Annotated in this window: 24 protein-coding genes; 16 read left to right on the forward strand and 8 right to left on the reverse strand. The window is 67.9% G+C overall.

What is annotated here, in order from left to right:
- The first annotated feature begins 12 nt into the window (after positions 1–12).
- Both ACWF82_RS19055 and ACWF82_RS19060 read left to right on the forward strand, forming a co-directional pair.
- A complete protein-coding gene (locus tag ACWF82_RS19055; protein WP_452502827.1) occupies positions 13–1,164 on the forward strand; it encodes a hypothetical protein in 1,152 nt (383 codons plus the stop codon).
- Between the two features lie 143 nt (positions 1,165–1,307).
- On the forward strand, positions 1,308–2,564 hold the full coding sequence (locus ACWF82_RS19060) for a TetR/AcrR family transcriptional regulator (RefSeq protein WP_452502829.1): 1,257 nt from the start codon (positions 1,308–1,310) through the stop codon (positions 2,562–2,564).
- A gap of 59 nt (positions 2,565–2,623) precedes the next feature.
- Here ACWF82_RS19060 and ACWF82_RS19065 read toward each other — a convergent pair whose 3' ends face one another.
- Complete coding sequence (locus ACWF82_RS19065) at positions 2,624–3,769, reverse strand: acyl-CoA dehydrogenase family protein (RefSeq protein ID WP_452502830.1); 1,146 nt, start codon at positions 3,767–3,769, stop codon at positions 2,624–2,626.
- Positions 3,770–3,806: 37 nt separating this feature from the next.
- Entirely contained in the window at positions 3,807–5,315 is a 1,509-nt protein-coding gene (locus ACWF82_RS19070; protein ID WP_452502832.1) for an aldehyde dehydrogenase family protein, read from the reverse strand.
- A 224-nt stretch (positions 5,316–5,539) separates the two neighbouring features.
- Here ACWF82_RS19070 and ACWF82_RS19075 point away from each other — a divergent pair, with 224 nt between their 5' ends.
- Genes ACWF82_RS19075 through fadD5 form a run of 3 tightly spaced genes read left to right on the forward strand, consistent with a single transcriptional unit; the run spans position 5,540 to position 8,924 of the window.
- The gene (locus ACWF82_RS19075; protein ID WP_378846568.1) at positions 5,540–6,526 is read left to right on the forward strand and encodes an NAD(P)H-dependent flavin oxidoreductase; all 987 of its coding nucleotides are present in this window, start codon (positions 5,540–5,542) and stop codon (positions 6,524–6,526) included.
- Positions 6,523–7,329: an enoyl-CoA hydratase-related protein gene (locus ACWF82_RS19080; protein WP_452502834.1), complete on the forward strand. Its 807-nt coding sequence runs from the start codon at positions 6,523–6,525 to the stop codon at positions 7,327–7,329. The genes ACWF82_RS19075 and ACWF82_RS19080 overlap by 4 nt, the downstream gene beginning before the upstream one ends.
- A 20-nt stretch (positions 7,330–7,349) precedes the next feature.
- Positions 7,350–8,924, forward strand: a complete 1,575-nt coding sequence (gene fadD5 / locus ACWF82_RS19085) for a fatty-acid--CoA ligase FadD5 (RefSeq protein WP_452502836.1) — start codon at positions 7,350–7,352, stop codon at positions 8,922–8,924.
- Positions 8,925–8,994: 70 nt separating this feature from the next.
- Here the strand turns inward: fadD5 and ACWF82_RS19090 are convergent, their stop codons facing one another.
- The 4 genes from ACWF82_RS19090 to ACWF82_RS19105 form a co-directional block, all read right to left on the reverse strand.
- Positions 8,995–10,035 (reverse strand): alpha/beta fold hydrolase, encoded by a 1,041-nt coding sequence (locus ACWF82_RS19090; protein WP_452502838.1) that lies wholly within the window; start codon positions 10,033–10,035, stop codon positions 8,995–8,997.
- 64 nt (positions 10,036–10,099) lie between these two features.
- On the reverse strand, positions 10,100–11,446 hold the full coding sequence (locus tag ACWF82_RS19095; protein WP_452502839.1) for a lipase family protein: 1,347 nt from the start codon (positions 11,444–11,446) through the stop codon (positions 10,100–10,102).
- A gap of 83 nt (positions 11,447–11,529) precedes the next feature.
- Positions 11,530–12,516, reverse strand: a complete 987-nt coding sequence (locus tag ACWF82_RS19100; protein WP_452502841.1) for an AurF N-oxygenase family protein — start codon at positions 12,514–12,516, stop codon at positions 11,530–11,532.
- Between the two features lie 99 nt (positions 12,517–12,615).
- Positions 12,616–13,476: an oxygenase MpaB family protein gene (locus ACWF82_RS19105; RefSeq protein ID WP_452502843.1), complete on the reverse strand. Its 861-nt coding sequence runs from the start codon at positions 13,474–13,476 to the stop codon at positions 12,616–12,618.
- Between the two features lie 203 nt (positions 13,477–13,679).
- Here ACWF82_RS19105 and ACWF82_RS19110 point away from each other — a divergent pair, with 203 nt between their 5' ends.
- Complete coding sequence (locus ACWF82_RS19110) at positions 13,680–14,435, forward strand: oxygenase MpaB family protein (protein WP_452502845.1); 756 nt, start codon at positions 13,680–13,682, stop codon at positions 14,433–14,435.
- 57 nt (positions 14,436–14,492) lie between these two features.
- Here the strand turns inward: ACWF82_RS19110 and ACWF82_RS19115 are convergent, their stop codons facing one another.
- The gene (locus ACWF82_RS19115) at positions 14,493–15,416 is read right to left on the reverse strand and encodes an oxygenase MpaB family protein (RefSeq protein ID WP_452503044.1); all 924 of its coding nucleotides are present in this window, start codon (positions 15,414–15,416) and stop codon (positions 14,493–14,495) included.
- 88 nt (positions 15,417–15,504) lie between these two features.
- On the reverse strand, positions 15,505–16,671 hold the full coding sequence (locus ACWF82_RS19120; protein WP_452503046.1) for a thiolase family protein: 1,167 nt from the start codon (positions 16,669–16,671) through the stop codon (positions 15,505–15,507).
- A 461-nt stretch (positions 16,672–17,132) separates the two neighbouring features.
- Here ACWF82_RS19120 and ACWF82_RS19125 point away from each other — a divergent pair, with 461 nt between their 5' ends.
- The 10 genes from ACWF82_RS19125 to ACWF82_RS19170 all read left to right on the forward strand — a co-directional run bounded on the left by ACWF82_RS19125 (position 17,133) and on the right by ACWF82_RS19170 (position 26,194).
- A complete protein-coding gene (locus ACWF82_RS19125; protein ID WP_378855140.1) occupies positions 17,133–17,357 on the forward strand; it encodes a hypothetical protein in 225 nt (74 codons plus the stop codon).
- Positions 17,357–17,542 (forward strand): hypothetical protein, encoded by a 186-nt coding sequence (locus ACWF82_RS19130; RefSeq protein WP_452502847.1) that lies wholly within the window; start codon positions 17,357–17,359, stop codon positions 17,540–17,542. The genes ACWF82_RS19125 and ACWF82_RS19130 overlap by 1 nt, the downstream gene beginning before the upstream one ends.
- Before the next feature lie 119 nt (positions 17,543–17,661).
- Complete coding sequence (locus ACWF82_RS19135) at positions 17,662–18,471, forward strand: MlaE family ABC transporter permease (protein ID WP_229740196.1); 810 nt, start codon at positions 17,662–17,664, stop codon at positions 18,469–18,471.
- Position 18,472: 1 nt separating this feature from the next.
- Positions 18,473–19,336, forward strand: a complete 864-nt coding sequence (locus ACWF82_RS19140; protein WP_379309074.1) for an ABC transporter permease — start codon at positions 18,473–18,475, stop codon at positions 19,334–19,336.
- 5 nt (positions 19,337–19,341) lie between these two features.
- Positions 19,342–20,778, forward strand: a complete 1,437-nt coding sequence (locus ACWF82_RS19145; RefSeq protein WP_452502848.1) for an MCE family protein — start codon at positions 19,342–19,344, stop codon at positions 20,776–20,778.
- A complete protein-coding gene (locus tag ACWF82_RS19150; protein WP_452502850.1) occupies positions 20,775–21,797 on the forward strand; it encodes an MCE family protein in 1,023 nt (340 codons plus the stop codon). The genes ACWF82_RS19145 and ACWF82_RS19150 overlap by 4 nt, the downstream gene beginning before the upstream one ends.
- The gene (locus ACWF82_RS19155) at positions 21,794–22,807 is read left to right on the forward strand and encodes an MCE family protein (protein WP_452502852.1); all 1,014 of its coding nucleotides are present in this window, start codon (positions 21,794–21,796) and stop codon (positions 22,805–22,807) included. The genes ACWF82_RS19150 and ACWF82_RS19155 overlap by 4 nt, the downstream gene beginning before the upstream one ends.
- Positions 22,807–23,907, forward strand: coding sequence for an MCE family protein (locus tag ACWF82_RS19160; protein WP_452502854.1), 1,101 nt, complete (start codon positions 22,807–22,809; stop codon positions 23,905–23,907). The genes ACWF82_RS19155 and ACWF82_RS19160 overlap by 1 nt, the downstream gene beginning before the upstream one ends.
- Positions 23,904–25,013 carry an MCE family protein gene (locus tag ACWF82_RS19165; RefSeq protein ID WP_452502856.1) on the forward strand — a complete coding sequence of 370 codons (1,110 nt, stop codon included), beginning with the start codon at positions 23,904–23,906 and terminating at the stop codon, positions 25,011–25,013. The genes ACWF82_RS19160 and ACWF82_RS19165 overlap by 4 nt, the downstream gene beginning before the upstream one ends.
- Entirely contained in the window at positions 25,010–26,194 is a 1,185-nt protein-coding gene (locus ACWF82_RS19170; protein ID WP_452502858.1) for an MCE family protein, read from the forward strand. The genes ACWF82_RS19165 and ACWF82_RS19170 overlap by 4 nt, the downstream gene beginning before the upstream one ends.
- Positions 26,195–26,202: the final 8 nt, after the last annotated feature.

Raw genomic sequence — 26,202 nt, forward strand, 5'->3', positions numbered from 1 at the left:
GAGGGCTGACCGATGGCCGAACACTGTTCACCCACCTTCGCCGAGCTCGCCACCCAGCTCGGTTTCTCCTGCGAGGAAGCGGGCGGTCTGGTCGAGTTCCGCAGTCCCTTCGCGCTGGAGAACTGGACGCTGCCGGTTCTCGAGATCACCATCGTGCTCGGCGCGGTGCTCGCGCTCTGGTACGCGATCGTGCGCCTGCGCCGCCACGGTGACCCCACCGATCTGGTGCTGTGGTTCGGCGCGACCGCCTACCTGTTCGTCATCGAGCCGCCGCTGTATTTCCCGGCCGCGTTCGGCATCGAGGACCATGTCGACACGATGTTCGCGCACAACGTGTTCACCGTCGACTTCCTGTGGGGCCGATTGCCGATCTACATCGTGGCGATCTATCCGCTGATGGCCACGCTGGCGTTCGGGATCGTCCGGATGCTCGGCATCTTCCGGCAGTACGGCGTGCTCGTCGGCGCGACCTGCGTCGGTTTCGTGCACCACGCGTTCTACGAGATCTTCGACCATCTCGGTCCGCAGCTGCGGTGGTGGGAATGGTCGGTCGGCAATCCCATCAACCAGCCGATGTTCGACGCGGTGCCGATGGGCAGCGTGGTCGTGTTCGCCGCGCTGTGGCCGATGTCGCTGGCGTTCTGCGTGCAGTACTTCGTCGGCCGCCACATCGATCAGGGCCGGGACTTCTCCGGCGTCGAATTGGTCTGGCGCACAGTGGTGATCGGCCTGCTGGCCTCGGTCGGCACCTTCCTGCTCCCGCTGCCCGCGACCGTGCTCGGCATGAGCAGCACGACGGTGCGCGGCGTGGTCTACGCACTGGAACTGGCCGTGCTCTCGGTCGTCGCCGCGGTCGTCATGGTTCGCCAGTGGCGGCGACTGCGCCAGGGTGGCGCGACGGGTCCGCGCTATCTGAACCCGTTCGTCCAGCGCTACGCCATCGTCTATCTGGTGGTGATGGCCGTTCTCTGGATCACCGCCCTGCCCGCTTTCTTCGACGCCGTCGACGGTGAGACGAGCAACGGCGATCCCATCGGAAATCTCTGGTACACGCTGGCCTGCTTCGGTATCGCGATCCTGTCGATCCTGGCCACGTTCACCGTGCCACGTGCGGTCTCCGAACAGAACGAGCCGCAGGTGCAGAGCAAGGCGGCAACCGGCTAGCTCGGTCGTTCGATCTCGGCCGCGCCCACGGCCGAGATCGAGAACCGTCGAGTTCCCCGCGCACGCCGGACCGCGCCCACCTGCGCCGGTGGGTGTGCCGCCCACAGGTCCGGCGGACATATACCGCTCCGTACCATCGACTTATGAGCGTCACCGACCACACCGAGCGCACGGCCGACACCAGCTCGCCCGAGACCGGGACGCAGACGGCCACGCCGGAGAAGGTCGTGCGGCGGCGGCCCAAGAACCGGCGCGCCCAGATCGCCGCGGAGGCCGCGTCCGCGTTCGGCGCGCACGGGTACCACGGTGTGAGCATGGAGGACATCGCGGGCAGGCTCGGGATCAGTTCGGCCGCGCTCTACCGGCACTACCGCAGCAAGTACGCGTTGTTCCGGGAGGAGCTGTTCCGGCTCGCCGACGTCACGGTGGCGGCGGTGACCCTGCCCGAGGACGCGGCGGAGTGGTCGCCGCTGCAACGCCTCGACCATGTCATCGACGCCGTCATCGCCAAAACCATCGGCAATCGGTCGACCACCGCGCTGGTCCGCTGGGAACGCCGTTATCTCGACGAGGACGACCGGCAGGCCCTCGACGACAAGTTCGCCGAGGCGGTCCGGCTGCTCGGTGGCTTGGTCCGTGAGCTGCGTCCCGGACTCGCCCGCGACGATGTCGCCGTCCGCTCGCTGGCAGTGTTCAGTGTGGTCAGCAGCATCGGCGACCACCACGCGAACCTGCCGACCAGGCTGCTCACTCCCCTGCTCGCCGCCACCTGCCGGGCGCTGATCGATGTCGACCTGCCCTCGCCGGAGCCCGCGCGCACGCGCGCCGAGCCCGACGCCGGCTCGCCGTTCATGCACGAAGTGCTGCTGTCGAAGTCGGTCGAACTCTTCCACGAGCGCGGCTACCAGAATGTCAGCGTCGAGGACATCGCCACCGCGGCCGACCTGGCCACCGCCTCGGCCGTCTACCGCTACTACCGCAGCAAGAGCGACCTGCTCGCCGCGGCGTTCCGCCGCGCCGCCGATATCGTCTCCGGCGCGATCGGCCCGACGGTCGCCGCCTCGACCTCCCCGGCGCAAGCCCTGTCGTCGCTGATCGACATGTACGTCGAGGGCTCCTTCGCCGAACGCGCCCTCACCTACGTCTATTACGCCGAGTTCGGCAATGTGGCCGCCGAAGACCGGGTGACCCTGCACCACATCCAGCAACTGGTCATCGCCGAATGGACCAAACTCCTCGTGCAGGTCCGCCCCGAACTGACGGAAGCCGAAGCACGCATCCTCATCCACGCCGGCTTCGCCCTGGTCGTCGACCTCGGCCGCGCCTTCGGCGATGAGGGCATCGCCCCCCAGAACCGCGTCATCACCCTCCACCGCACCACCCTGTTCGGCCACGCCTGACGGCGACTCGCTGCCGCTCCGGGGTGGAGCGGCAGCGAGTGCCGTTGCGTGACAGCGGGTTACAGGCCCAGGGTGCGGCCGATGATGTCGCGCTGGATTTCGCTGGTGCCGCCGAAGATGGTGGAGACCAGGGCCCCGCGGACATGCTTTTCCATGTCGAACTCGCGGGCGTAGCCGTAGCCGCCCATCATCTGCATGCCTTCCAGTGCCACCCGCTTGCTGGTCTCGGTGGCCTTGAGCTTGGCCATCGAGGCCTCCCTGGCGAGCACCTTGTTCGGGTTGGCGTCGGCTTCCCTCGCCACGCTGTAGATCAGCAGCTTGGTGCATTCGATCTCGGTGGCCAGGTCGGCCAGGCGGTGGCGCAGCGACTGGAACGAGCCGACCGGCCTGCCGAACTGCTTGCGCTGGGTGACGAAGGCGATGGTGTCCTCGAAGGCCCGCTCGGCCGCGCCCAGGCTCATGGCGGCCAGGATGAGGCGCTCGAAGTTGAGCCCGGTCATCAGCTGACGCCAGCCGTTGCCCTCCTCGCCGACCACCGCGTCCTCGGGCAGCACGCAGTCGGTGAAGTACAGGTCGTTGGTCTCGGTCTGGTTGCCCATCAGCTCGATCGGGGTGATCTGCAGGCCGGGGGTGCCCGCGGGCACGTGGAACATGGTGAGCCCCTCGTGCTTTCCGCCCTCCTTCGAGGTGCGGGCGACGAGCAGGATGTTCTCGGAGATGTGGGCGTTGGAACACCAGGTCTTCTGGCCGTTGATCAGCCAGCCGTCGGCGGTCTTGACCGCCTTGGTCGACAGGTTGCCCACGTCCGAGCCCGCCTCGGGCTCCGACATCGAGATCGACTGGGAGGCACCGCGAACGATGCCGCGCAGCACATCGTCCTTCTGCGCCTCGGTGCCGAACTTGGCGTAGGCGCCACCGGTGATCAGCGTCGGGCCGATCGCCCCGATCGGCAGCATGCCGCGCAGGCTCTCCTCGAGCAGGATGCACATGTCGACCATCGAGGCCGCCGACCCGCCGTACTCCTCGGGAATCGTCAGACCGAGCCAGCCCAGCTCGGCCATCTTCGCGTACACGCCGGGGTTGTGCTGTTCCTTGTCGTGCTCGGTCAGCGCGTCACGCTGCTCCCGAGTCCCCGCCTCACGCTTGGCGAACGCGGCCACCGCCGCGGCGAAATCCTTTTGTTCCGGGCTGAATTCGACGCCCATACTGTCCCTCTTCTTCCGTACTGATCGATGGTTGGGTCTACTTGGCTCGCCCGAAACGGAACGCGGTGAGCTTGCGCACCGTCGACAGCGTCGACTCGGTGCGGGCGAACGACAGCAAGGCCATGCCGGGAATCTCGAAGCGCTGCCGCGCGATCGAGTGCGGCCGGGTGAACCCGAGCAGGCCCGCGGCGCCGTGGATACGGCCGATGCCGGACTCACCGACACCGCCGAAGGGCAGCGCCGGGATGGCCGCGTAGGCGGCCGGGCTGTTCACCGAGGTCGCGCCCGCACGCAGCTTGCGGGCGATCTCCATGCCGCGCTTGCGCGAGAACACCGACGAGGCGAGCCCGTACTCGGAGGCGTTGGCCAGCTCGATCGCCTCCTCGACATTGCGCACCGCGCGCACGGTGAGCGTGGGACCGAAGGTCTCCTCGCGGACCGCGGCCGAGTCCTCTGGCACGTCGAGCAGCACGATCGGGCGCACGAACGGCGCCTTGATCGACTCGGGACCGCCGACCAGCGCGGTGCCGCCCTTGGCCAGCGCGTCCTCGACGTGGCTCGTGATCACGTCGACCTGACTCGGCAGTGTCATCGGGCCGTAGGAGGCGTCCGGACCCGAGCCCGGCGTCAGCTCTTCGACCCGCTTGGTGAGCTCGGCCAGGAACTCGTCGAGCACCGAGGCCACCACGTAGCAGCGCTCGGTACCCACGCAGGTCTGGCCGGAGTTCGCCATCGCCGACCAGGCGATGGCGTCGGCGGCCGCGGCCACATCGGCGTCCCCGGCCACGATCGCCGCGTCCTTGCCGCCGCATTCGAGCACCACCGGGGTGAGCCGCTGCGCGGCGGCGGCCATGATCCGCTTGCCGGTGGCGGTCGAGCCGGTGAAGGCCACCATGTCAACGCCGGATTCGACCAGGGCGCGGCCGGTGTCGCCCGGGCCGGTCACCACGGTGAGGATGCCGTCGGGCAGGTCGGGGTTCGCCTCGGCGAAGGCGCCGGCGAACCAGTGGCCGACACCGGTGGTGAGCTCGCTGGGCTTGAACACGACGGTGTTGCCCGCGGCCAGCGCGTAGGCGATCGAGCCGTTGGGCGTGTACACCGGGTAGTTCCACGGGCCGATCACACCGACCACACCGTGCGGGCGCTGCTCGATCACGGCCTCGTGATTGGCCATCATCAGGCCCGGCCAGACCTTCTTCGGCCCGAGCACCTTGTGCGCGTTCTCAGCCGCCCACGCGAGGTGTTCGACGGCGGTGATCACCTCGAGGTAGGCGTCGTCGGCCGTCTTGCCGTTCTCGGCGCTGATCAGCGCGCAGAACTCCTCGGCGTGGTTGACCAGGTGCGCCCCCCAGCGCAGCAGCGCGCGTTTGCGATTCTTGAATCCGAGTTCCCGCCAGGTGTCCGCAGCCCGTCGCGCCAGGGCGACGGCGGCACCGACGCCCTCGGCGTCGTCGATCGGCCAGCTGCCGACCTGCTCACCGGTCGCCGGGTTGGTCGTCACCAACGTCGGCACGGAAACAGTTGCGGTAGTGGGGGTTTCGGTCATCCTCGACCATCCTTCAGGTAGCCCGGTGGCGGTGTAGCGACGCTCCGGCCGCACGGGCCGACCCGGGATCCGGCGGCCCGCACGACCTATTGACACGGTGTGTCGGAGGCCGCTAAGTTAATCGTGATTCTCATTAAGTTAATCACGATTCTCGCCGGTTGCAAAGAGCCGTTCAGGTTTTCCTCGCGACCGGCGAGAATCGTCGAATCCGGAGGGAGAGCGCGATGCTGCGCACCCGATTCACCGAGGCATTCGGTGTCGAGCACCCCATCGTGCAGGGCGGGATGATGTGGGTCGGCCGAGCCGAACTCGCCGCCGCGGTCTCGGAGGCGGGTGGCCTCGGCATCATCACGGGCCTGACCCAGCCGACGCCGCAGGCGCTGCGGGAGGAGATCGCCAGGACCAGGGATCTCACCGACAAGCCGTTCGGGGTGAATCTGACGATCCTGCCGTCCATCACTCCCCCGCCGTACGAGGAGTACCGGCAGGCGATCATCGACGGCGGGGTCCCGATCGTGGAGATCGCGGGCGGCAATCCGGCCACCCACCTGCCCTTCCTCAAGGATGCCGGGATCAAGGTGCTGCACAAGTGCACCAGCGTCAAGCACGCGCTCAAGGCGCAGCAGGTCGGCGTCGACGGCGTGAGCATCGACGGTTTCGAATGCGCCGGTCACCCGGGTGAGAACGACACGCCGGGGCTGGTGCTGATCCCCGCGGCGGCGCGTGAGCTGGAGATCCCGATGATCGCCTCGGGCGGCATCGCCGATGCCCGCGGCCTGGTCGCCGCCATGGCGCTGGGCGCGGACGGGGTGAACATGGGAACGCGGTTCCTGTGCACCGTCGAGTCGCCGATCGCGCACTCGGTCAAGGAGAAGATCGTCGCCAATACCGAGCTCGACACGAAGCTGATCTTCCGAACCATGAACAACACCGCCAGGGTCGCCGACAATGCCGTCAGCCGCCAGGTCGTCGAGATCGAGCGCGGCGGCGGCACCTTCGCCGATGTGCGTGATCTCGTCGCGGGAGCGCGGGGGCGCAAGGTCTACGAGGACGGCGACGTCGACGCGGGAATCTGGAGCGTCGGCCAGTGCCAGGGCCTGATCCACGACATCCCTACCTGCGGCGACCTCGTCGCGCGGATCGTGCGCGAGGCCGAGGACCTCATCGCGGGCAGGCTGGCGGGCACGATCGTCGAGGCGGTGGCGCGATGAGTGAGAGCCTGCACGTCGACGCCGAACACGGCGTCCTGCGCATCACGATCGATCGCCAGGCCAGGATGAACGCGATCGACCTCACGACCATGGCCGAATTGTCCGCGGCGATCACGGCGGCCGCCGACGATCCGAGCACGCGGGTCATCGTGCTGACGGGCGCGGGCAAGGCCTTCTGCACCGGCGCCGACCTCGCCGCCGCGGCCGCCGCGGGCGGCAACGAGGCGACGCCGGAGACGGTGATGGACACCGCCAACGGCGTGATCCGCGCGATCGTCGACTCCCCGCTGCCGGTGATCGCCCAGATCAACGGGCCCGCCGCCGGCGTCGGCACCTCGATCGCCCTGGCCGCCGATCTCATCTATGCCGCCGACAGCACCTACCTGTTGCTGCCGTTCACCTCCATCGGCCTGATGCCCGACGGGGGCGCGACGGCGCTGGTGGCGGCCGCGATGGGTCGGGCGCGGGCCGCGGAAATGGCCCTGCTCGGTGGTCGCCTGCCCGCGGCCGAGGCCGCCGCCGCTGGCCTGATCACCGCGAGCGTGCCCGCCGCCGAGCTCACCGACCACGTCGACACCATCGCCGCCAAACTCGCGATCGGGCCGCGGCGCGCGCTGCAGCTGACCAAGGCCGCGATCAACGCGGCGACCCTGTCCGAACTCGACAGCGCGCTCACACGGGAGAAGGACGGGCAGGTCGAACTGCTGACCTCCGCCGACTTCCTGGAGGGGATGACCGCGATGTTGACCCGCCGCGCCCCGCAGTTCACCGGCGCTCCCCGCCCGATCGCCGACCCGGCCTAGTTCCCCTCGAGGAGACGACGATGTCCACCGCCGTAGAACCGATGCGCTCGCGACGCAATCACTGGATGAACCAGATCGCGATCCACGCCACCACCATTCCCGACGCGCCCGCGCTGCGCTACCTCGGCAAGACCACCACCTGGCTGCAACTGCACGAGCGGGTCGGCAAGCTCGCCGACGCGCTCGCCCGGCGCGGTATCGGCCCCGGCGATCGCGTGCTGATCCTGATGCTCAACAACACCGAGTACATCGAATCGGTGTTCGCCGTCAACACTCTCGGCGCCATCGCGGTCCCGGTGAACTTCCGGCTCACCCCGCCCGAGATCGCCTACCTGGTCACCGACAGCGGCGCCACCGCCATCATCACCGAGGCGATGTTCGCCCCGCTGGTCACCGCGGTGGCGAGCCAGACCGGTGGGCTGGACACCCGCATCGTGGTCGGCGTGGGAACGTGTGAGGGCCTGCTCGGCTACGACGACCTGCTGGCCGAGGAGGGTGAACCACACGAGCCGCGTGACGTCACCGAGGACACCGCCGCCCTGATCATGTACACCTCCGGCACGACCGGAAACCCCAAGGGCGCGGTGCTGACCCATCTCAATATGAACTCCCAGGCGCTGACCTGCATCCGGGCCATGCGCTACAGCGCCGACGACATCGCCTTCTGCGCGTCGCCGCTGTTCCACATCGCCGGATTGGGTTCCATCGCATCCTGTTTCGTGCTCGGCGCGCTGACGGTGATCCATCCGCTCAAGGCCTTCGACGCCACCGAGGTCCTCGACGCGTGGGAGAGCGAACGCGCCACCTCGGTGTTCCTGGTGCCCGCCCAGTGGCAGATCGTCTGCGCCGATCCCTCGGTGCCGCAGCGTGATCTGCGCCTGCGGGTGATCAGCTGGGGCGCCGCGCCCGCCTCGGACACGGTGCTGCGCGCCATGGCCGAGACCTTCCCCGACGCCCTCAATGTGGCGGTCTTCGGCCAGACCGAGATGTCGCCGATCACCTGTGTGCTCGACGGCGAGGACGCGATCCGCAAGCTGGGTTCGGTCGGCAAGCCGATCCCGACCATCGCCACCAGGATCGTCGACGACGAGATGAACGATGTCGCCCCGGGCGAGATCGGTGAAATCGTCTATCGCGGACCGACCTTGATGCGCGAGTACTGGAACAACCCGCGCGCCACCGCCGACGCGTTCGCCGGCGGCTGGTTCCACTCCGGGGATCTGGTCCGCCGGGACGACGAGGGGTTCGTCTACGTCGTCGACCGGAAGAAGGACATGATCATCTCCGGCGGCGAGAACATCTACTGCGCCGAGGTCGAGAATGTGCTCTTCAGCCATCCTCGCATCCGCGAGGCCGCGGTGATCGGCAGGCCCGACGACAAGTGGGGCGAGGTTCCGGTGGCGATCGTCGCCGTCGAGGACGCCGACGCGATCGAACTCGCCGATCTCGAAGCGCACCTCAACGCCCACCTGGCCCGCTACAAGCACCCGAAGGACCTCGTCGTGGTGGACACCCTGCCGCGCAATGCCGGCGGCAAGGTGGTCAAGCACGAACTGCGCAAGCTGCACGGTTCGGCGCCGGTCGCCGGCAGCTGAGCGAGCCGATGACACGGTCCCGGTGACGCCATTCCCCGCGTCGCCGGGACCTTTCGGCTGGGTGACCTGGTCAGCTGCCGAGGAAGTCCTCGATGGCAGGCCAGGTGGTGCCGGCGGCGGCCGGGCCCGCGAGCAGGCCGAGGTGGCCGCCGGGGACATCCACGAAGCGGGTCTCGGCGGCGTTCGGCAGGATCTCCAGCCCGCGGCGCACGGCGGTGGCGGGCACCACCATGTCGGTGCGGCTGCCGACCAGCAGCACCCGGCAGGTCACCTTGGCCAGCTCGATCACCAGGTCGGAGCGCACCCGGATCGAGCCGCTCGCGAGCTCGTTGCGCACGACCAGACTGCGGTAGATCTGCCAGAACGAGCGACCAGGATAGCCCGGCATGCTGGACATGAAGCGGTCTGTCGCCTCCATCCGGGCCAGCGCCTCGGTGTCCAAGGCATTGCGGACCAGGAACATCGGCCGGGCGAGTTCCCGGTCGAAGGCCTGCAACCGGAAACCGAGCTGGACGAACTCTTGCGGGATGCCGCCCATGAGCCGGGTCGCCAGTGCCATCCCCCGGCCCCCGGTGATCCGGCCCGCCAAGCGCAGCGGCTGCAACAGCGGGGTCCGGGCCTGGTCGATCGGGGTGGCCAGGCCGGTGATCGAGGCGATCGGCAGGTCGGGGTGGGCGGCCGAGGTGAGCAGGGCCATCGCGCCGCCGAGGGACCAGCCGATGATGTCGATCGGCCCGTCGTGCTCGTGCGCGATCCGCAGGATGGCCTCGGGCAGGATGTCGTGGGTCCAGTCCTCGAGCCCGAGATCGCGGTCGGCGTAACCGAATCGGCCGTAGTCGACGACATAGGGCTGTCTGCCCTGGTCGAGCAGGAAGCGCACGAGGCTCTGTCCCGGCCGCAGGTCGAAACACGCCGGTGTCACGGCCAGCGGCGGCACGAGCAGGACCGGATTCCCGGTCGCCGACGTCGTGCGGTCGTACCGCTTCAGGTGCCGGTGCTTGCCCTCGTAGACGGTCGTCGACGGCGCGGGCCGCGACGACTCGAGCCCACCGCCGAACGACACCGACCACACATTGCGTACCGCACGCTGCGCGTCGGCAACGATCCCCATCACCAACACATTCCCCTTTACTTCACCACGGCTGCCGGACGGCAGTCGTCACCAGTTCGAGTCGTCAGGCCGCGCGGCGGGTGGCGTCGGCCCGCCCGCTGCGGTAGGACCGGGTCGCGGAGCCGGTCAGCGGCCGCGCGAAGAGCACCTGCGCGGCGGCACGGACGAGACCGGCCAGGCCGCGGCGGCCCGCGGGCAGGCCGAGCACGCTCCACACGGTCTGTGTCCGCGACGGCGTCACGGTCTCGCCGGCGAACCGGTCGGCCAGCCAGTTCAGGCTCAGCGGCGTCGACATCGCGAGCAGCGTGATGTGCTCGCTGAGCCGGTCACGCAGGTAGGTGACGTGTGCGCCGTGCCCGCGATAGCGGTCGACCAGCGCGTCGATATCGGCGGTCGCGATGATCTGGTCGTGCACGGCCTGCACGACGAGCAGCGGCACGGCCGGTGCCCTGGTGCCCAGTTCGGCGTCGGCGAACACGGCGGCCATGTCCGCGAGGGCGAGCAGCTCGGCGAGCGGGACGGAGGTGTGCCGGTCGACGTCGTAGCGCGCCAGACGCAGGACCGCGGCGCCGGTGGTCGAGCGGGCGGCCCTGTCGAGCACGGCCTGGCCCGCTTCGTCGACCACGCTCTCGATGACGGCGTCGAACGCGGGATACACCCGGCGCAACGCGGCAACGACCAGGGTCGGCAGCCCGGCGTGCAGGCTGCCGTTGAGCCGGTGGAACGTGGACACCAGATCACCGACCGGCGAACCGAGCACCGCGCCGGCGATGTCGAGTTCGGGTGCGTAGGCAGGCGCCATCTCGGCGGCCCACGAGGTCGCGAGTCCGCCACCGGAGTAGCCCCACAGCCCGATCGGAGCCTGCGGATCGAGGCCGAGCGGTTCGAACGACAGCGCGGCCCGGATGCCGTCGAGGGCGCGATAGCCGGGTTCACGCGGGGCGCCCCACGCGCCGAGCATGCCCTCGTGATCAGGGATGGAGATGGCCCAGCCCCTGGTCAGCGCGTCGACGAAGCACAGCAGTTCGACGTGGGCGAACGTGCCGATCGCGCGCGAGCCCTTCTGCAGCGCATAGGACGGGAACCCGCGCGAAGACACGGCGTCGATGGCGCATTGGAACGACAGCAGCGGCGTCTCCGGGCCCACGTCCGCAGGCATGATCACGGTCGTGACCGAGGCGTCGGGCTTCCCGTTGAGGTCGGTTGTGCGGTACAGCAGCTGCCACGCGGTCGCCTTCAGCGGGATCATGCCGAAGGCGGCCAGTTCGACCGGACGCCACCGCAGGACCGTGCCCTCGGCGAGCTGCTCGAATCCGGCCCGCGGCTGATAGAACGGGTCGTTGTCGGGCAGCGTCGCGAAGGCGGGCGCTGGCCAGCTCTCGGTGCGCGAGCGGGCGTGGTCGGCAGTCAACGTTGTACTCCAGGGGATGGCATGCGGGACAGGGAAAACGGGCCGGTCGCGGTGACCGGCCCGTCGGGGCGGATTGCTACCGGTCAGGCGGCTCTGCGCGCGGGCTCGCTGCGGTAGCGCGAGGCCGGGCCGTCGATGCCGAGCAGGCGCCAGGTGAGCTTGGCGAGCGGGTTCATCATTCCGGTGCCCTCCACCAGCGCCCGCACGTCGGCGAACACGTCACGCTTCGTTGCCTGCGATTCCGGGCTGCCCCAGTAGGCCTCCCGCATGACCTCGTCCGGGATGCCGAACTTCTCCACGAACTGCTTCGGCGGCGTCGCGATCATGTCGAGCATCACCCGCATGGCGATCGGAAAAGCCACCGACAGCACGGTTTTCGTGATCGGGTTCATCGACGGCACGTTCTTGCGCAGGTACTCGTGCGCGAAGGAGATATGCCGCGCCTCCTCGGCCACATGGATCTGCATGACCCGATGCACCATCGGGTGCATGTCCACCCCGGCGCGCAGCAGCGACTTCTGCAGGTGGTCGATCGGCTCCTCGCCGCCGAGGATCAGCGTGAAGAACAGCTCCGGGAAGTACTTCACCGCGGGCCAGATGATCATCGTCAGCTTGCGGTCGATCGAGCCCATGCCGATCACATCGCGGTAGCCGATCCGGTTGATCATCTCCTGGAACATCATCGTGTGGTTGCACTCTTCGGCAGCCTCATGGGTGACGTAACGGAACTCCGGATCGCCGTTGGGTACCGAGACCAGATACTGCATCAGCCCACGGATCAGCAGCTGCTCGAAATCCAGGCCGACCTTGGCGATCCCGGCCTGACGCCACATGCCCATGGCGATCTGCTTCTCGACCGGCTGCGCCCTGTACCAGGGGTGACGGCCCAGCGGGTCCTCGTCGGGCATGATCCAGCGCGGATCGTCGGAGTGGACGGCGAACTCGGGCGATTCCCAGTCGATGTCGACATAGGGATCGAAGTGTTTGGTCACGGACCCTTCGGACAGGTTCCGCAGGATCTCGTGGTATCCGGGTTCCCCCGGACGCTTGGCGGCAGTGGACAGCGTCATCGATGTCTCCTCAGTACGGTGCTCCACCCAGTTTAGTGGTACCTGCGGTACCACACAAGAGTTGGCGCTACCAAGTGTTACACCTACCTCGCCACTTGCCTAAACGAGCGACTTACCCTTCGCCCTGCGCGCCCGCATATCGGCGAGCAGCCGCGGGAACGGCTGCGCTCGCCACTCGGCGGGCAGCACCGCGAGCACCCGGCCGATACCCCGCATGACCAGCTCGAACACCCGCTGCCGACGCGGACTCCAGGCCAGCCCGAGGCCGTCGCGGAACTGCTGCGGGAGATATCCCGTGACGAAGAACCGGTTGATCCGCCGTCCGGTGACGCGGATGAGCCAGGGCTGTGGCCCGAGGTCCACGATGTGCTCGAGCAGGTAGCCGCGGACCTCGTCGTCGAGCGACAGTTCACCGAGCATCGAGTCCCAGTAGCGCGCGAAGGCGGCGCGATCGGCGGGCCACATCTCGGCAGGCACCTGCAGCGTCGTGCCGAATCGCGCCGAGTCCAGGTACAGCTCGTCGGCGAACGTCTCGTCCAGCTCGCCGAACAGCAGCTCGAGCGAATCGAGCGTGCCACGGTAGATGCAGGCGGCCACCCACAGCTGCAGCCTCGGGTCGAACGCGTTGTATTTCACCGGACCGCCGGGCCGGTTGCGCACCTGTCGATGCGAGGTCCCGACCGCCTCCTTGAAGGCCGCCCTGTCCTCGTCGGTGCCGAGCATCGCGACCGCGAGGTAGGTCAGCGTCGTCCGGCCGCGTTTGCCGGGATTCGTCGCGTAGCTGCCGGATTCGACCGTGCTCTCCACCACGCCCCGGCCCACCGGAAGCAGGCTCAGCTGCATGACCACATTGGCCGGTCCACCCAGGATCGCACCGGCCCCGGTGAGGTAGCGACGCCTGCGCGCAGGGTCGTCGTCGGTGGGGTTGTGCGGGTGCGATGTCGCGGCAGGCTGAGACACGGCGGACCTCCGGGAGAGTGAGAGAATATCTCATTCAGACTCTCACCAGGTTGGCGGTCAACGCAAGCCCGATCTTCCATCGGATCGTCAGAACCATACTTCACATAACCGGACTTTTTCATGAGTTTTAACTAACAGAGTGCGAGAATCTCGAGTAACTTACCGCTTGCGCCAGGCTGTCCCGCTATGCCAAAATCACCACGATGAGCACGGCATCGAGCCTGCGAGCGGGTCCGCTCTTGCGGCGCTACCTCGGCGATCGGCGATTCCTGTTGATGCTGCCGCGGGCAGTAGGCCTGCAAGCGCTGCACCCGGTCATCGCGCCCGCGCTGCTCGAGCACGCGCCCAACCGCCTGTGGCTACACAAGAAGCGCAGCGTCTCGCAGATGATCTACCTGGCCTACACCGGGCGCCCGGCGGATTCGGTGATCCGCTTCGCCCACGAGCACGTAAAGGGCGTCGACGACCGCGGGCAGCGCTATCACGCCCTACATCCCGAGGTGTTCCTGTTCCAGCACGCCACCTACGTCGAGACGCTGATGACCACGGCCGACGTGTTCGGCCCACCGCGCACACCCGACGGACGCGAGCAGCTCTATCAGGAATGCCGCGACTGGTACCGGACCTACGGCGTCAGCGATCGACTGCTTCCGTCGACCTGGCCCGCGTTCACCGACTACTTCACCGATGCCTGCGCGACACAGCTCCGGCCCAGCCCCGCCGCGGAGGAGCTACGGAACCAGGTCCTGCGTCCGGACGAATGGATCGTGCGGCACCTGCCCGCGGGCGCCGCACGCGCGATGCAGCATCCCCGCGCGGTCGAACTGTTCGGCATCCGGCCACGTCCGGCCGACGCCGCGGCGCTGCGCGCCGTCGCGGTCGCCGTTCGCGCCGGATACACCCTGGCGCCCCGGCGAATTCGCTACGTGTCGCAGGCCAGGCTCCGGCCTGCGAGATGAGGCGTGGCCGCCGGCTCGGTGAGCAGGCGGCCACGGTTTCCCCTATTCCCCCGGGGGTCAGATGATCGCCTTGTGCTTGCGGATCCGGCGCCGCACATCGGCCATCATCGCGTTCGTTCCGGCGAACCGGATGAACCTCGGAATGAACCGGTTGACGAATCCCACGAACAGGAACAGATTCTCGAATCGCCGCTGATCGGATTCACTCCACTCCACGCCCATCTGCTCGCGGAAATGCGGCGGCAGGAAGCCCGAGGTCAGGAACCGGAGCAGCCCACCGAGCAGCACCCGCAGGTACCACTGGATCATCCGCAGATGCAGCAGGTCGTCGATGTAGGCGCGGAAATCGTCGTCGCACACCACCTGCCGGCACGCCTCGACCCAGTACGCGTCGAAGTCGGCGTGCGTCTTGGGCCACATGTCGGGATGCACCTGCAAGGTGGTGCCGAAGGTGTCGGCGCCCTGATAGAAGTGCTCGAGCTCCTCCGCGTTCATCTTGCCGCACAGCAGCTGATGGGTGTCCTCGTAGCCGATGTAGATCGCCGCCGCCACATACAGCTGCAGATTGCGGTCGAAGGCGTTGTACTTGACCTTCGAATTCGGGCCCGACCTGACCTGCCGATGGGCGACGTTCACCGCTTCGCGCATCGCCCGCTTCTCCTCCTCGGAGCCGAGCACCGCGACCGCAAGATAGGACGCGGTGGTACGCAACCGCTTCCACGGATGCACCATCAGCGCACCCGATTCGACCTTGCTCTCCATCACCCCCGCCGCGACCCCACGATGCGCGAACTGCATCGCGACATTCGCCGCGGCACCGGCGAACGCCCAGAAGTCGAGCGCGTCGGCGATATGCGCGGGCCGTTTGCGCGGCGAGCGGTGATGGTCCGGGATGTGGATGCGTACCTGCTCGAGCGTCAGCGGCGGATGGATCGCCGCCTCCGGACGAGGGACGTGGCCGGGTTCTTCGGCCACGTACATCGCGCTGGCCGGGTCGTCGTAGTCGGGTTCTCCAGGCTTCGCTGCCGTGGTCATCCGGTATTCCTTTCGAGACACGTCCGTTCGGACGTCACAGCCGTTCGATGATCGTCGCGTTGGCCATGCCACCCGCCTCGCACATGGTCTGCAGCCCATAGCGGCCGCCGGTCTGTTCGAGGTGGTTGACCATCGTGGCGAGCAGCCGCGTCCCCGATCCACCCAGCGGGTGGCCGAGGGCGATCGCGCCGCCGCGCGGGTTGACCCGGTCCGGATCGGCGCCGAGTTCGTGCTGCCAGAGCAGCGGTACGGGCGCGAACGCCTCGTTCACCTCGAAGGTGTCCATGTCGTCGACCGTCAGCGAGACCCGTTCCAGCGCTTTGCGGGTCGCCGGGACGACCGCGGTCAGCATGAGCGTCGGGTCGTCGCCCGCCACGGCGAACGAGTGGAATCGGGCGCGCGGGGTCAGCCCCAGCTTCGCCGCCATGCGCTCGCTCATGATCAGCGCCGCCGAGGCGCCGTCGGTCAGTGGCGAGGAGTTGCCGGCGGTCACCGACCAGTTGATCTCCGGAAACCGTTCCAGGAAGGCGGGATCGGTGAACGCGGGACGCAGGCTCGCCAACCCCTCGACGGTGGTCCCCGGCCGGATCGTCTCGTCCGCGTCGAGCTCACCCGCGACCGTCAGCTCGGCGTCGAAACCGCCGGCCGCCGCGGTCGCCGCCGCCAGCCGGTGCGAGCGCGCCGCGAACTCGTCGAGGACCGTGCGGTCCAATTTCCATCGGGCGGCGAGGATTTCGGCGGCGATGCCCTGGTTGATCAGTCCGGCCGGGTACCGCGCCGCGAGCGGGCCGCGCAGCGCGTCCTTGCCCTGGGCGTTGGAGAACATCGGCGCCCGGCTCATCGACTCGACGCCACAGGCGATCGCCACGTCGTAGGCGCCGGCGAGCACACCCTGCGCCGCGAAGTGCACGGCCTGCTGACTCGAACCGCACTGCCGGTCGACCGTGGTGGCCGGCACCGACTCCGGGAAACCCGCGGCCAGCACGGCCGTGCGGGTGATGTTGCTCGACTGCTCACCGCTCTGGGTGACGCATCCGCCGATCACATCGTCGACCAGCGCCGGGTCGATCCCGGTGCGCTCGACCAGTTCGGCCAGCACGCCCGCCAGCAAGGTGGCCGGATGCACCGACGACAACCCTCCGCCGGCTTTACCCCGCCCGGACGGTGTTCGGACAACATCGACGATGACCGCGGACATGATGATCCTCCTGCACAACCGCCGACCCTCGGCGGCACAACGCAATAAGTTAATCACGATTCCGACGGTTTTCATCGCAGATTCCACTACCAAATGCGCGCTAGACCATGTTCGACACCGCATGTTACCGTCAATTCCGCATCAAGCCGGTGGGTCGGGGGCGCGATGCGCACATCGCGTCGGCGCCGGGCGACACAGCCGGGCGCCGACGCGGCCACCACCGAACACCGCAGGACGTCACTCGCGCGATTTTGCTCACAGTCGACAGAATCCGTAGTAACTTAGCGATATCGATCAACGCGGCAGACCGCGAACTATCCAGATTTGCAGCACATTCACTGGGAGATCGCCCCGCCGAACCCGAGTTATCGACAGAATGCTTGGAAACATCATCGGACCGTCAACGACGTCGGCCACCAGCCGTCGACGTGGACCGGTCCTTCGGAAAGGAACACCGGTACCCCATGTTGCGACGGCTGGACAGGCTACTCAGCTACGAGATGAAGGTCTCCGAGTTCCTCGGCACCCTGATCATCATCGGCATCCCGTACGGGCTCGTCGGGGTCGTCTGGACCCTCACCCACACCGCTCATCTGCGCAATCTCTACGGCGTCGACCTGGTTATCTCGTTCCTCGGGTCGATCGTGTGCTGGCCGGTGCTCACCTTCGCGAATGTGACGATGACCTGATGATGGCACTGGTCTGGGTCATCGACATCGTGGTGACCGTCGTCAAGATTCTGGGCGGCCGGACGCGGGTCAATCCCGTTCTGCGCGTAGGCATGTGGGTCGCGCTGCTGTGCGTCGTCGCCGTCGGTGTCGCCGCGGTCGCCGGCCTCGTCATTCTCCTCGAACGCTGGCTGACCACGCTCTGAGCGGCCGCGACATCTCCCGCACAGCAAGAAAGGACCGGTGCAGCGTGACCTCCACCCAGCATCCACCGGCGGGTACCGCGCCGCCGGAACCGGCCACCGAACCGTCCGAGGTAGGCCGGATCGCCGACAGCGTCTCCGGGCTCTGGCAACGCCACCCCCAGCAATCCGTCGAAACCCTGGGCAGGCAGGTCCTGCTCGGCCGGGCCGCGATCGTGCAGCTGTTCCTGTCGATCGTGCAGCGACGCTTCCCGTTCCAGGAGTTCGTCCGCCAGTGTGCCTTCATGGCCAATGTCTCGGCCGTGCCGACCGCGTTCGTCGCGATTCCGGTCGCGGTCGTCGTGTCCATCCAGGTCGGCGCGCTGGTCAACCAGGTCGGCGCCACCACCTTCATCGGTGCCGTCGCCGGGCTCGGCATCATCCGCCAGGGCGCGCCGCTGGTGACCTCGCTGATGATCGCCGGCGCGGTCGGCTCGGCCATCTGCGCCGACCTCGGCTCACGCACGATCCGGGAGGAGATCGACGCCATGAAGGTGATGGGCGTCGATCCGGTACGCAGGCTGGTCGCCCCGCGACTGGCCGCGGCGGTCCTGGTGAGCATGCTGCTGTGCGGGTTCATCGTGTTCGTCGGTTTCGCGACCGCGTACATGTTCAACGTCTACGCCCAGCGCGGCACCCCCGGCTCGTTCATCAGCTCCTTCGCCTCCTTCGCCGTCGCCAACGATCTGCTCGTCGCGCTGGTGAAGGCGGCGATCTTCGGTGTACTCACCGCGATCATCGCCTGCGACACCGGGTTGCACACCAAGGGCGGCCCGGGCGGGGTCGCGAACGCGGTCAACTCGGCGGTCGTCACCTCGGCGCTGATGTTGTTCGCCACCAACATCATCATCACCCAGCTCTACAACACGCTGTTCCCCGCGAAGGTGGTGTGACGTGGCTGCCGAATACATTCCGCCCGCGCTGCGTCCGGTCCGTGCCGTCGGCGCGGCCGCCAAGATCCCGGTCCAGGCGAACCAGCGCATCGGCCACCAGGCCATCGTCTTCTTCCAGGCCCTGATCGCCATCCCGTTCACCCTGCGCCACTACCGCAAGGAGGTCGCGCGTCTGGTCGCCGACGTCGGCTGGGGCAACGGCTCGGTGATCGTCGGCGGCGGCACCGTCGGTGTCGTCGTCGTGCTGTGTGCCTTCGGCGGCATCACGGTCGGCATGGAGTCCTACTCCGCGCTCAACCTGCTGACGATGGGTCCGCTCACCGGCGCGATCTCGGGATTCGCCACCACCCGCGAGATCGCGCCGATCCTGGCGACGCTGGCCTTCGCGATCCAGTCCGGGTGCCGGTTCACCGCCCAGCTCGGCTCGATGCGGATCTCCGAGGAGATCGACGCGCTGGAATCGATCGCCATCCGGCCGCTGCCCTACCTGGTGACCACCCGGATGATCGCGGCCACCGTCACCATCGTGCCGCTCTACACGATGGGCCTGGCGGTGTCCTACCTCGCCACCAAGCTGTCGGTGCTGGTCCTTGGCGGCACCACCGCGGGCACCTACGACCACTACTTCTTCCAGTTCCTGGTCGGCGGGGACCTGTTCTTCTCGCTGTTCAAGGTGGTGGTGTTCGTCCTGCTCGCCGCCTTCATCCAGTGCTACTACGGTTTCGTCGCCTCCGGCGGCCCCGAAGGTGTCGGGGTCGCGGCCGGCCGGGCCATCAAGATGGTCATCGTCGTGATGGTCTTCACCAATCTGTTTCTCACCCTTGCTATCTGGGGCATCGACCCCGGATTCCGGATTTCGGGATAGGTCGCATGATTCTCGATCCCAGTGGCCGCGGCCCCAGGCCTGTCCAGCTCACGCTGGCGGGGCTGGCGGTGATCACCGCGTTCGCGGTCGCGCTGTATCTGCTCGCACTGCGCTACAACGGCGAGTTCGAGGACACCGTGGTGGTCGGCGCCGACCTCACCAGTACCGGCGACGGACTACCCCAGCGCGCCGACGTCAAATTCCGCGGCATGGTCGTCGGCGCCGTCGCCTCCGTGGAGATGGTCGCCAAAGGCGAACGCCAGCACGCCACCCTCGAATTGAAACCCGGACTGGCCGAGACGATCCCGGACACGGTGACCGCGCGCGTTGTCCCCGACAACATCTTCGGCGTCTCCTCCATCCAGCTCGTCGACAACGGCGGCACCGCCACCGGCCTGCGGGCGGGCGCCACTATCGCCGAGGACACCAGCGAGGCGACGATCCAGCTGCAGTCCACCCTCAACACCCTGCGCGATGTGCTCGACAACATCCAGCCCGAGAAGCTCGGCCGGGTACTGGCCACCCTCTCGGCGGCACTCGACCCGAATTCCCGGGTACCCGGTTCCACCATCGAGCGTCTCGACCAGTGGCTCACCGCGGTGCATCAGATTCCCGAGATCGGCGACCTGCTGGGCAACCTCGGCCGCGCCACCACGGCACTGAGCCAGTCGGCGCCGGAACTGGTCGGCGTGCTGGCGGACTCGGTCACCTCGGCCCGCACCCTCAACGAACACCGAGCCCAGTTGGTGGAGCTGCTGGTACAGGGCAACAGCGCGGTCGACTCGGTGAACGCGCTCTTCGCCGCGAACCCCGATTCCGGCAAGGAGCTGGTCGCTGGTCTGGACGGGCTCTTCGGCGGCATCGCCAAGGATCCCGGCGCACTGCAGTCGACGGCGGCCAACCTCAATGCCTCGATCCAGAAACTGCAGCAGACATTCACTTTCGGTCCGCGCAGGCAGATGGCCTGGCGCCTGAATGTCTCGTTCACGCCGTTCCAGCAGTACACCGCGCAGGACTGCCCGCGCTACGGCGAGATGACCGGTCCCCGCTGCGGCGGTCCGACGGTGCCGGAGGTGGCGCCGCCACAGGAATACCCGGACAGCATGATTCCGCGGCGGCTGGAGTCGGCCGGGCCCGCCCCGGTGGTGCCCACCCTGCCGATCCCGGGTCTGCCCACGCTGCCCGAGGTCACCGTGCCGACGCTGCCCGGGCTACCCATGATCCCCGGCCTGCCCGCTATTCCGGGCATCACCGCACCCGCGGCGGCCGTCGATCCGGCCCCCGCAGGCACGCCGGCGGCGCAGCCGCGCTCACTCACCGGGATCGCCGCGGTGTCCGCGATCGTCGGCGGCGCGCCGAACTTCACCCAGCTGCTGCTGCTCGGGTCGATCCTGGGCAACCTGCCGCTCGTCCCCGCTACCGAAGGTGGTGTCCAACAGTGAAATACACCAAGGCAGCAGTCGGTTTCAGCCTGTTCGTCGTGCTCGCCACGGTGCTCACCTACACGATCTGGTCCACCCTGCAGCGCACCGTCCCCGGCGACACCGACGACTACTCCGCCGTCTTCACCGATGTGCTCGGCCTGCGGGTCGGCGATGACGTGCGGATGGCCGGTGTCCGGGTGGGCCGGGTCGAGGCGATCGACTTCGACGACAACTACACCGCCAGGGTCGATTTCCGGATCCAGTCACGTCAGCACCTCACCGACACCACCAAAGCGCTGGTGCGGTACCAGAATCTGATCGGCCAGCGCTACATCGCGCTGGCGCCCGGCGCCGAAGCGGGCGCGACGGTGCCGGCCGGCTACCGGATTCCGCTGGCGAACACCGAACCGTCCTTCGACGTCTCGGCCCTGCTGTCGGGCTTCGAACCGCTGTTCAGTGTGTTGCAGCCCGATCAGATCAATTCGCTGTCCGAGACGCTGATCCAGGCGTTGCAGGGCAACGAGGTGTCGCTGTCGGCGCTGATCACCCAGGCCGCCGAGCTGGCCGGTACCTTCGGGGCGCGCGATCAGATCCTCGGCGACGTGCTCACCAATCTCAGCAGTGTGCTGGCCGGTCTGGCCAACCGCAGCGACGAGCTGGAAACCCTGATCACCCAGACCCGCAGCCTGATGGACGGCTTCTACGCCGAGGGCGAGTCGCTCAAGAGCTCGGTCGAACGGGTGTCCGGGGCGACCAACTCGCTGGTCTCGCTCATCGGGCAGGTTCAGCCCGGCGTGGCCGAGGCCCAGCGCAACGCGACCACCGGGGTGATGATGCTGCTCTACAACGGCGCCGCCCTCGATCGCGGCGCGGTCGAACTTCCCGACTTCCTCAACGGTGTCGCCCGATTCACCGGCTATGGCACCTACGGCAACGCCTACTTCTGTGGTCTCGACGTCTCCCTGTGGGGCGTCCTGCTCCCCGAAGGCCTGTTCTCGCAGGTCGGCGGCAATTCACATTCGGGGGTGTGCCGATGATCCGGCCGCGTATACCAGGCTTCCTGCGTGGCAATCGCCAGCTGCGGCTCGGCCTGATCGCCGCGTCCACCGTGGTGGTGTTGCTGGGCGGGTCGAGCGTGCTGTCGCGGATCCAGCTGGGTGACAAGACCGTTCACGCCGAATTCGCCCAGGCGGCCGGCCTGCGGCCCGGCGCGACCGTGGACATCTCCGGGATCGAGGTGGGCGAGGTTCAGGAGGTGAAGCTGGTCGACGACAAGGTCGACGTTGCCCTGCGCATCCGCGACGACATCCGTCTCGGCCCCAACGCCCAGGCATCGATCGAGATGTCGACCATTCTCGGCCGATTGCACGTCGACCTGCACCCGGGCGATGGAAAGGGACTGCCGGACAACCGAATTCGGATCGAGAACACCACGGTCCCCTACAACCTGAGCAAGGTCATCCGGGACCCGCAGTACAGTTCCTCGTTCGAGCGGATCGAACGCATCGACCCCCAGAAACTGCGCACCGCTCTCGACGTACTCACCCAGCAGCTGGGCGACTCCCCCGCCATGGCGGTCCAGGCGCTCGACAGCATCGGCGCGCTGGCCCAGGTGATCAACAGCAGGCGCGACGAGGTCGACACCTTGTTGAAGAGCATGGATCAGGTCTCGCAACTGGTTTCCGACAACCGCAACAGCGTGCTCGTGCTGCTGACCAGGGGCGAGGCGATCGGCGCCGCGGTGCAGCAACGGCAGACCCTGCTCACCCAACTGCTCGACAACGTCGCGGCGATGTCGGCCTTGCTGCAGGAGATGGGCATCGAGAACAACGGTGAGCTCGCCCCGCTGATCCAGAACCTGAACACCATGGCCGACGGCCTGACCAAGAACAAGGAGAACCTGGACCGGATCTATGAGATCGCCCCGGTGACCTTGCGCCAGTTCAACAACGTGCTGGGCAACGGACCCTATGGCGATATCTGGGCGCCGTGGCTCTTTCCGGACAACTGGCTGTGCTTCGCGCAGGCCGTGCAGGGGTGCAACTGATGACTTTCACTCGCAGAAACAAGCTCGCGGCGGTGTGCCTGGCCGCCGCGCTGGTATCGGGCTGCTCGCTGCTGCCCGACAGTGTGACCCGATTCGGCGATCAGGTGCTGAGCGAGCGCAAGCGGATCAGCGCCGACTTCGAGAACGTGGCAGGCCTGTACGCGGGCAACGAGGTCGCGGTGCTCGGGGTGCCGGTCGGCGTGGTCGATTCGGTGACCCCGCGCGGCAGCTACGTCGAGGTGGTGATGTCGGTCGACCGCGAGGTGCGAATTCCCGCGGACGCGATGGCGGCGCTGGTGTCACCACAGTTGATCACCAATCGGCACGTCGAGCTGGCACCGGCCTACACCGGGTCGGGTCCCGAACTCGCCGACGGCGCGCATCTGCCGCTGACCCGCACCAGGACACCGGTCGAACTCGACCGGATCCTGGCGAATTTCGATCAGCTGGGCGAGGCGCTGAAGGGCGACAACCAGACCGGTCCGATGGCCAGCCGGGTGCTGTACCCGCTGCTCGACGGCAACGGTGACCGGCTGCGCGAGACCCTCGACGAACTCTCGGCGGCCTTCGAGCTCACCTTCGCCAACAAGGATCAGATCTCCAACACCATCGTGAAGCTCGGCGAGATCACCCAGATCATCGCCGAGAACGATCAGACCGTCCGCGATTTCAGCGGCCGCCTCACCGAGCTGATCGCCCTGTTCGGTCAGCAGTCCCCCGGTCTGCAGGCGGTGCTGGCCCAGCTCGACGACTTCATCACCAACACCTCCTCGGTGGTCGGTCAGAACGAGGACCAGCTGGCGGGCGCGGTGACCAAGTTCGTCGCGATCGCGGCCCAGATGCGCGCCAACGCACGCAATCTCACCGAGGTCATCGACGTCGGTCCGCTGATGTTCCAGAACTTCGACAATGCCATCAGCCGCGAACACCAGGCCCTGCGCCTGCACGGTCTGCTCGACAAGGTGATCCTCGACGGCGAGGCGCTGTCGCTGTTCTGCGAGCGGGTCCAGATGCGTCTGGACGGTTGCCGAACCGGCAAGATCTCCGACATGGGCCCCGATTTCGGGTTGACCGCCGCGCTGCTGGGACTGACGAAATGAACCTGCGTTCCACCACCGCGGCGGTCCTGTGCACCGTCGCCGTGGCCTCCACCAGTGCGTGCGGCCTGACCGTGGCCGAGCTGCCGATGCCCGAGCCCGGCATCGGCGGGCCGGGCTACACCGTGCACGCCACCTTCCGCGACGCGCTCAACCTGCCCGATCGCGCGCATGTGAAGATCGGCGGCACCGATATCGGTGTGGTCACCGGCATTTCGACCACCTCGTTCCTGGCCGATGTCGAGATGCTGATCCGCGAGGACATCCAGTTGCCCGCGGGCACCACCGTCGAACTGCGCCAGGCGACCCCGCTGGGCGACATCTTCGTCGCCATGACACTGCCCAGCGCCGACCAGGCCGGACCGCCGTTGCGCGAGGGCGCGACCATCGGCACCGAGCACACTGCCTCGGCGGCCTCGGTCGAGCAGCTGATGATGTCGATCTCGATGCTCATCAACGGCGGCGGGCTCAACCAGGCGGCAAGGGCCACCGCCGAACTCAACTCCATCTTCGCAGGCAAGGCCCCGCAGTTGCAGCATCTGATCGGCGAGATGACCGCGGTCATCGCCGCGCTCAACGCGCGCACCGGCGATCTGGACGCCACCCTGTCCGGACTGTCGGTGCTGACCGGCGAACTGGCCAGTCGCAAAACCGAACTCGGCGCCGCCGCCGACAGCTTCCCCCAGTTGATCGGGTTGTTCGCCGAGAACAATCAGGCCATCGTCGACCTGATCGACAAGCTGGCGGTGACCACCGACGCGCTCGGCGATTTCAGCACCTCCAACGGAGCGCAATTCGTGAGCCTTTTCCAGAGCGTGCAGAACCTGATGTCGGGGTTCTCGCAGATGGGCGACGATCTCACCGGCACGCTCGAGGGATTCCATCAGATGTATCCGCACGTGATGGACAGCCTGCGCGGCCCGAACCTGGCCGTCGGCGGAACCCTGTCCTACCTCGATATCGGCGCGTTGAGCGATCCGATCGGCAGCCGCTGGCCGGAGACCGGTGACGTGCCGATGTTCCTCGGCAGCATCGCCGAGGTGATCGCCAAGGTCACCGGCCGGCTCAACAGCACGCCACAACCCCCGGCGCAGGAGGGACCCCGATGAATTCACCGTTGTGGCAATGGCTGGTGCGCCGCCGCGTCGCGGTCGCCAATCTCGGCCTGATCGTGGTGCTCGTGCTGGGCAGCCTGTATCTGGGCGGTGCGGTGCTGCGGATCGACCCGACCAGGTCCGATTTCGCGGTCACCGTGCACCTGGCGACCTCCGGCGGGCTCACCGTTGGCAGCGATGTGACCTTCCGCGGCGTCCGGGTCGGCCGGGTCGAGGACGTGCGGGTCGCCGGTGACGGGATCGCCGCGGTCGCCCAGATCTCCGACGACGTCCGGATTCCGGTCGGCGGCACGGTGACGGTCGCCCGGCTGTCCGCGGCAGGCGAGCAGTACCTGGATTTCCGGCCCGTGTCGGAATCCGGTCCCTTCCTGCGCGACGGCGCGGTGATCGACCGTGCCTCGACGGCGGTGCCGGTGCAGATGCAGTCGGTGCTCGGCAATCTGGGCGGCCTGGTCGGCGGTATGAATCCCGAACGGCTCACCGTGATCGTCGACGAACTCGACAAGGCGCTGGCAGGCGGGCCCGACGGCTTGCGCAACATGATCTCCGGGATCAGCAGGGCGATGGCCGGACTCACCGACCTGCTCCCCCAGACCGAGAACCTGCTGCGCAACCTCGAGGTCATCGCCGCCACGACCGCGCACGCGCAACCGGACCTGGGCACCGTCACCCAGGCGGGTAGCGCCCTGTTCCAGCAGTTCACCGCCGCCGACGCCGAACTGCGCCATCTGCTCGAGCAGGGTCCGGGACAGCTCGCCACCCTCGGCGGTTTCATCTCGCGCACCCAGAACCCGATCACCGATCTGGTGACCAACTTCGTGGCTATCACCCGGGCGGCCAAGCTACGCCAACCCGCCATCGAGGTGCTGTTCCCCTCGCTGAGCCGTTTCGCGGAAGCAGTCGGCGTCCCCGCTCATCACAACGCCTACTACACCCTCGTCGATCCGTGGCCGCGCCCGACGTGTGACTACGAGAGCGTCCCGACCGTGCCGACCACCCCCACTACCGACACCAGGGTGCGGCTCTACAACTACTGCGTCACCGACAATCCCGCCCTGCAGATCCGCGGTTCGGCCAACGCGCCGCGACCGGCGGGCCCGGACAACGGAGCGGGCCCGCCGCCCGGCGTGACCGGCAACGAACTGTCCCAGCCCGCGGTGCCAGCACCCCGTTAGGAGTCCCG

Source organism: Nocardia sp. NPDC055053, assembly GCF_053608285.1.

Excerpts from the sequence above, each read along its gene's own strand:
- ACWF82_RS19060 (WP_452502829.1), top strand. The coding sequence starts at position 1,308 with ATGAGCGTCACCGACCACACCGAGCGCACGGCCGACACCAGCTCGCCC.
- ACWF82_RS19080 (WP_452502834.1), top strand. The coding sequence starts at position 6,523 with ATGAGTGAGAGCCTGCACGTCGACGCCGAACACGGCGTCCTGCGCATC.
- ACWF82_RS19070 (WP_452502832.1), bottom strand. The coding sequence starts at position 5,315 with ATGACCGAAACCCCCACTACCGCAACTGTTTCCGTGCCGACGTTGGTG.
- ACWF82_RS19155 (WP_452502852.1), top strand. The coding sequence starts at position 21,794 with ATGATCCGGCCGCGTATACCAGGCTTCCTGCGTGGCAATCGCCAGCTG.
- ACWF82_RS19160 (WP_452502854.1), top strand. The coding sequence starts at position 22,807 with ATGACTTTCACTCGCAGAAACAAGCTCGCGGCGGTGTGCCTGGCCGCC.
- ACWF82_RS19130 (WP_452502847.1), top strand. The coding sequence starts at position 17,357 with ATGATGGCACTGGTCTGGGTCATCGACATCGTGGTGACCGTCGTCAAG.
- ACWF82_RS19075 (WP_378846568.1), top strand. The coding sequence starts at position 5,540 with ATGCTGCGCACCCGATTCACCGAGGCATTCGGTGTCGAGCACCCCATC.
- ACWF82_RS19065 (WP_452502830.1), bottom strand. The coding sequence starts at position 3,769 with ATGGGCGTCGAATTCAGCCCGGAACAAAAGGATTTCGCCGCGGCGGTG.
- ACWF82_RS19115 (WP_452503044.1), bottom strand. The coding sequence starts at position 15,416 with ATGTACGTGGCCGAAGAACCCGGCCACGTCCCTCGTCCGGAGGCGGCG.
- ACWF82_RS19100 (WP_452502841.1), bottom strand. The coding sequence starts at position 12,516 with ATGACGCTGTCCACTGCCGCCAAGCGTCCGGGGGAACCCGGATACCAC.
- ACWF82_RS19110 (WP_452502845.1), top strand. The coding sequence starts at position 13,680 with ATGAGCACGGCATCGAGCCTGCGAGCGGGTCCGCTCTTGCGGCGCTAC.
- ACWF82_RS19145 (WP_452502848.1), top strand. The coding sequence starts at position 19,342 with ATGATTCTCGATCCCAGTGGCCGCGGCCCCAGGCCTGTCCAGCTCACG.
- ACWF82_RS19090 (WP_452502838.1), bottom strand. The coding sequence starts at position 10,035 with ATGGGGATCGTTGCCGACGCGCAGCGTGCGGTACGCAATGTGTGGTCG.
- ACWF82_RS19125 (WP_378855140.1), top strand. The coding sequence starts at position 17,133 with ATGTTGCGACGGCTGGACAGGCTACTCAGCTACGAGATGAAGGTCTCC.
- ACWF82_RS19055 (WP_452502827.1), top strand. The coding sequence starts at position 13 with ATGGCCGAACACTGTTCACCCACCTTCGCCGAGCTCGCCACCCAGCTC.
- ACWF82_RS19165 (WP_452502856.1), top strand. The coding sequence starts at position 23,904 with ATGAACCTGCGTTCCACCACCGCGGCGGTCCTGTGCACCGTCGCCGTG.
- fadD5 (WP_452502836.1), top strand. The coding sequence starts at position 7,350 with ATGTCCACCGCCGTAGAACCGATGCGCTCGCGACGCAATCACTGGATG.
- ACWF82_RS19170 (WP_452502858.1), top strand. The coding sequence starts at position 25,010 with ATGAATTCACCGTTGTGGCAATGGCTGGTGCGCCGCCGCGTCGCGGTC.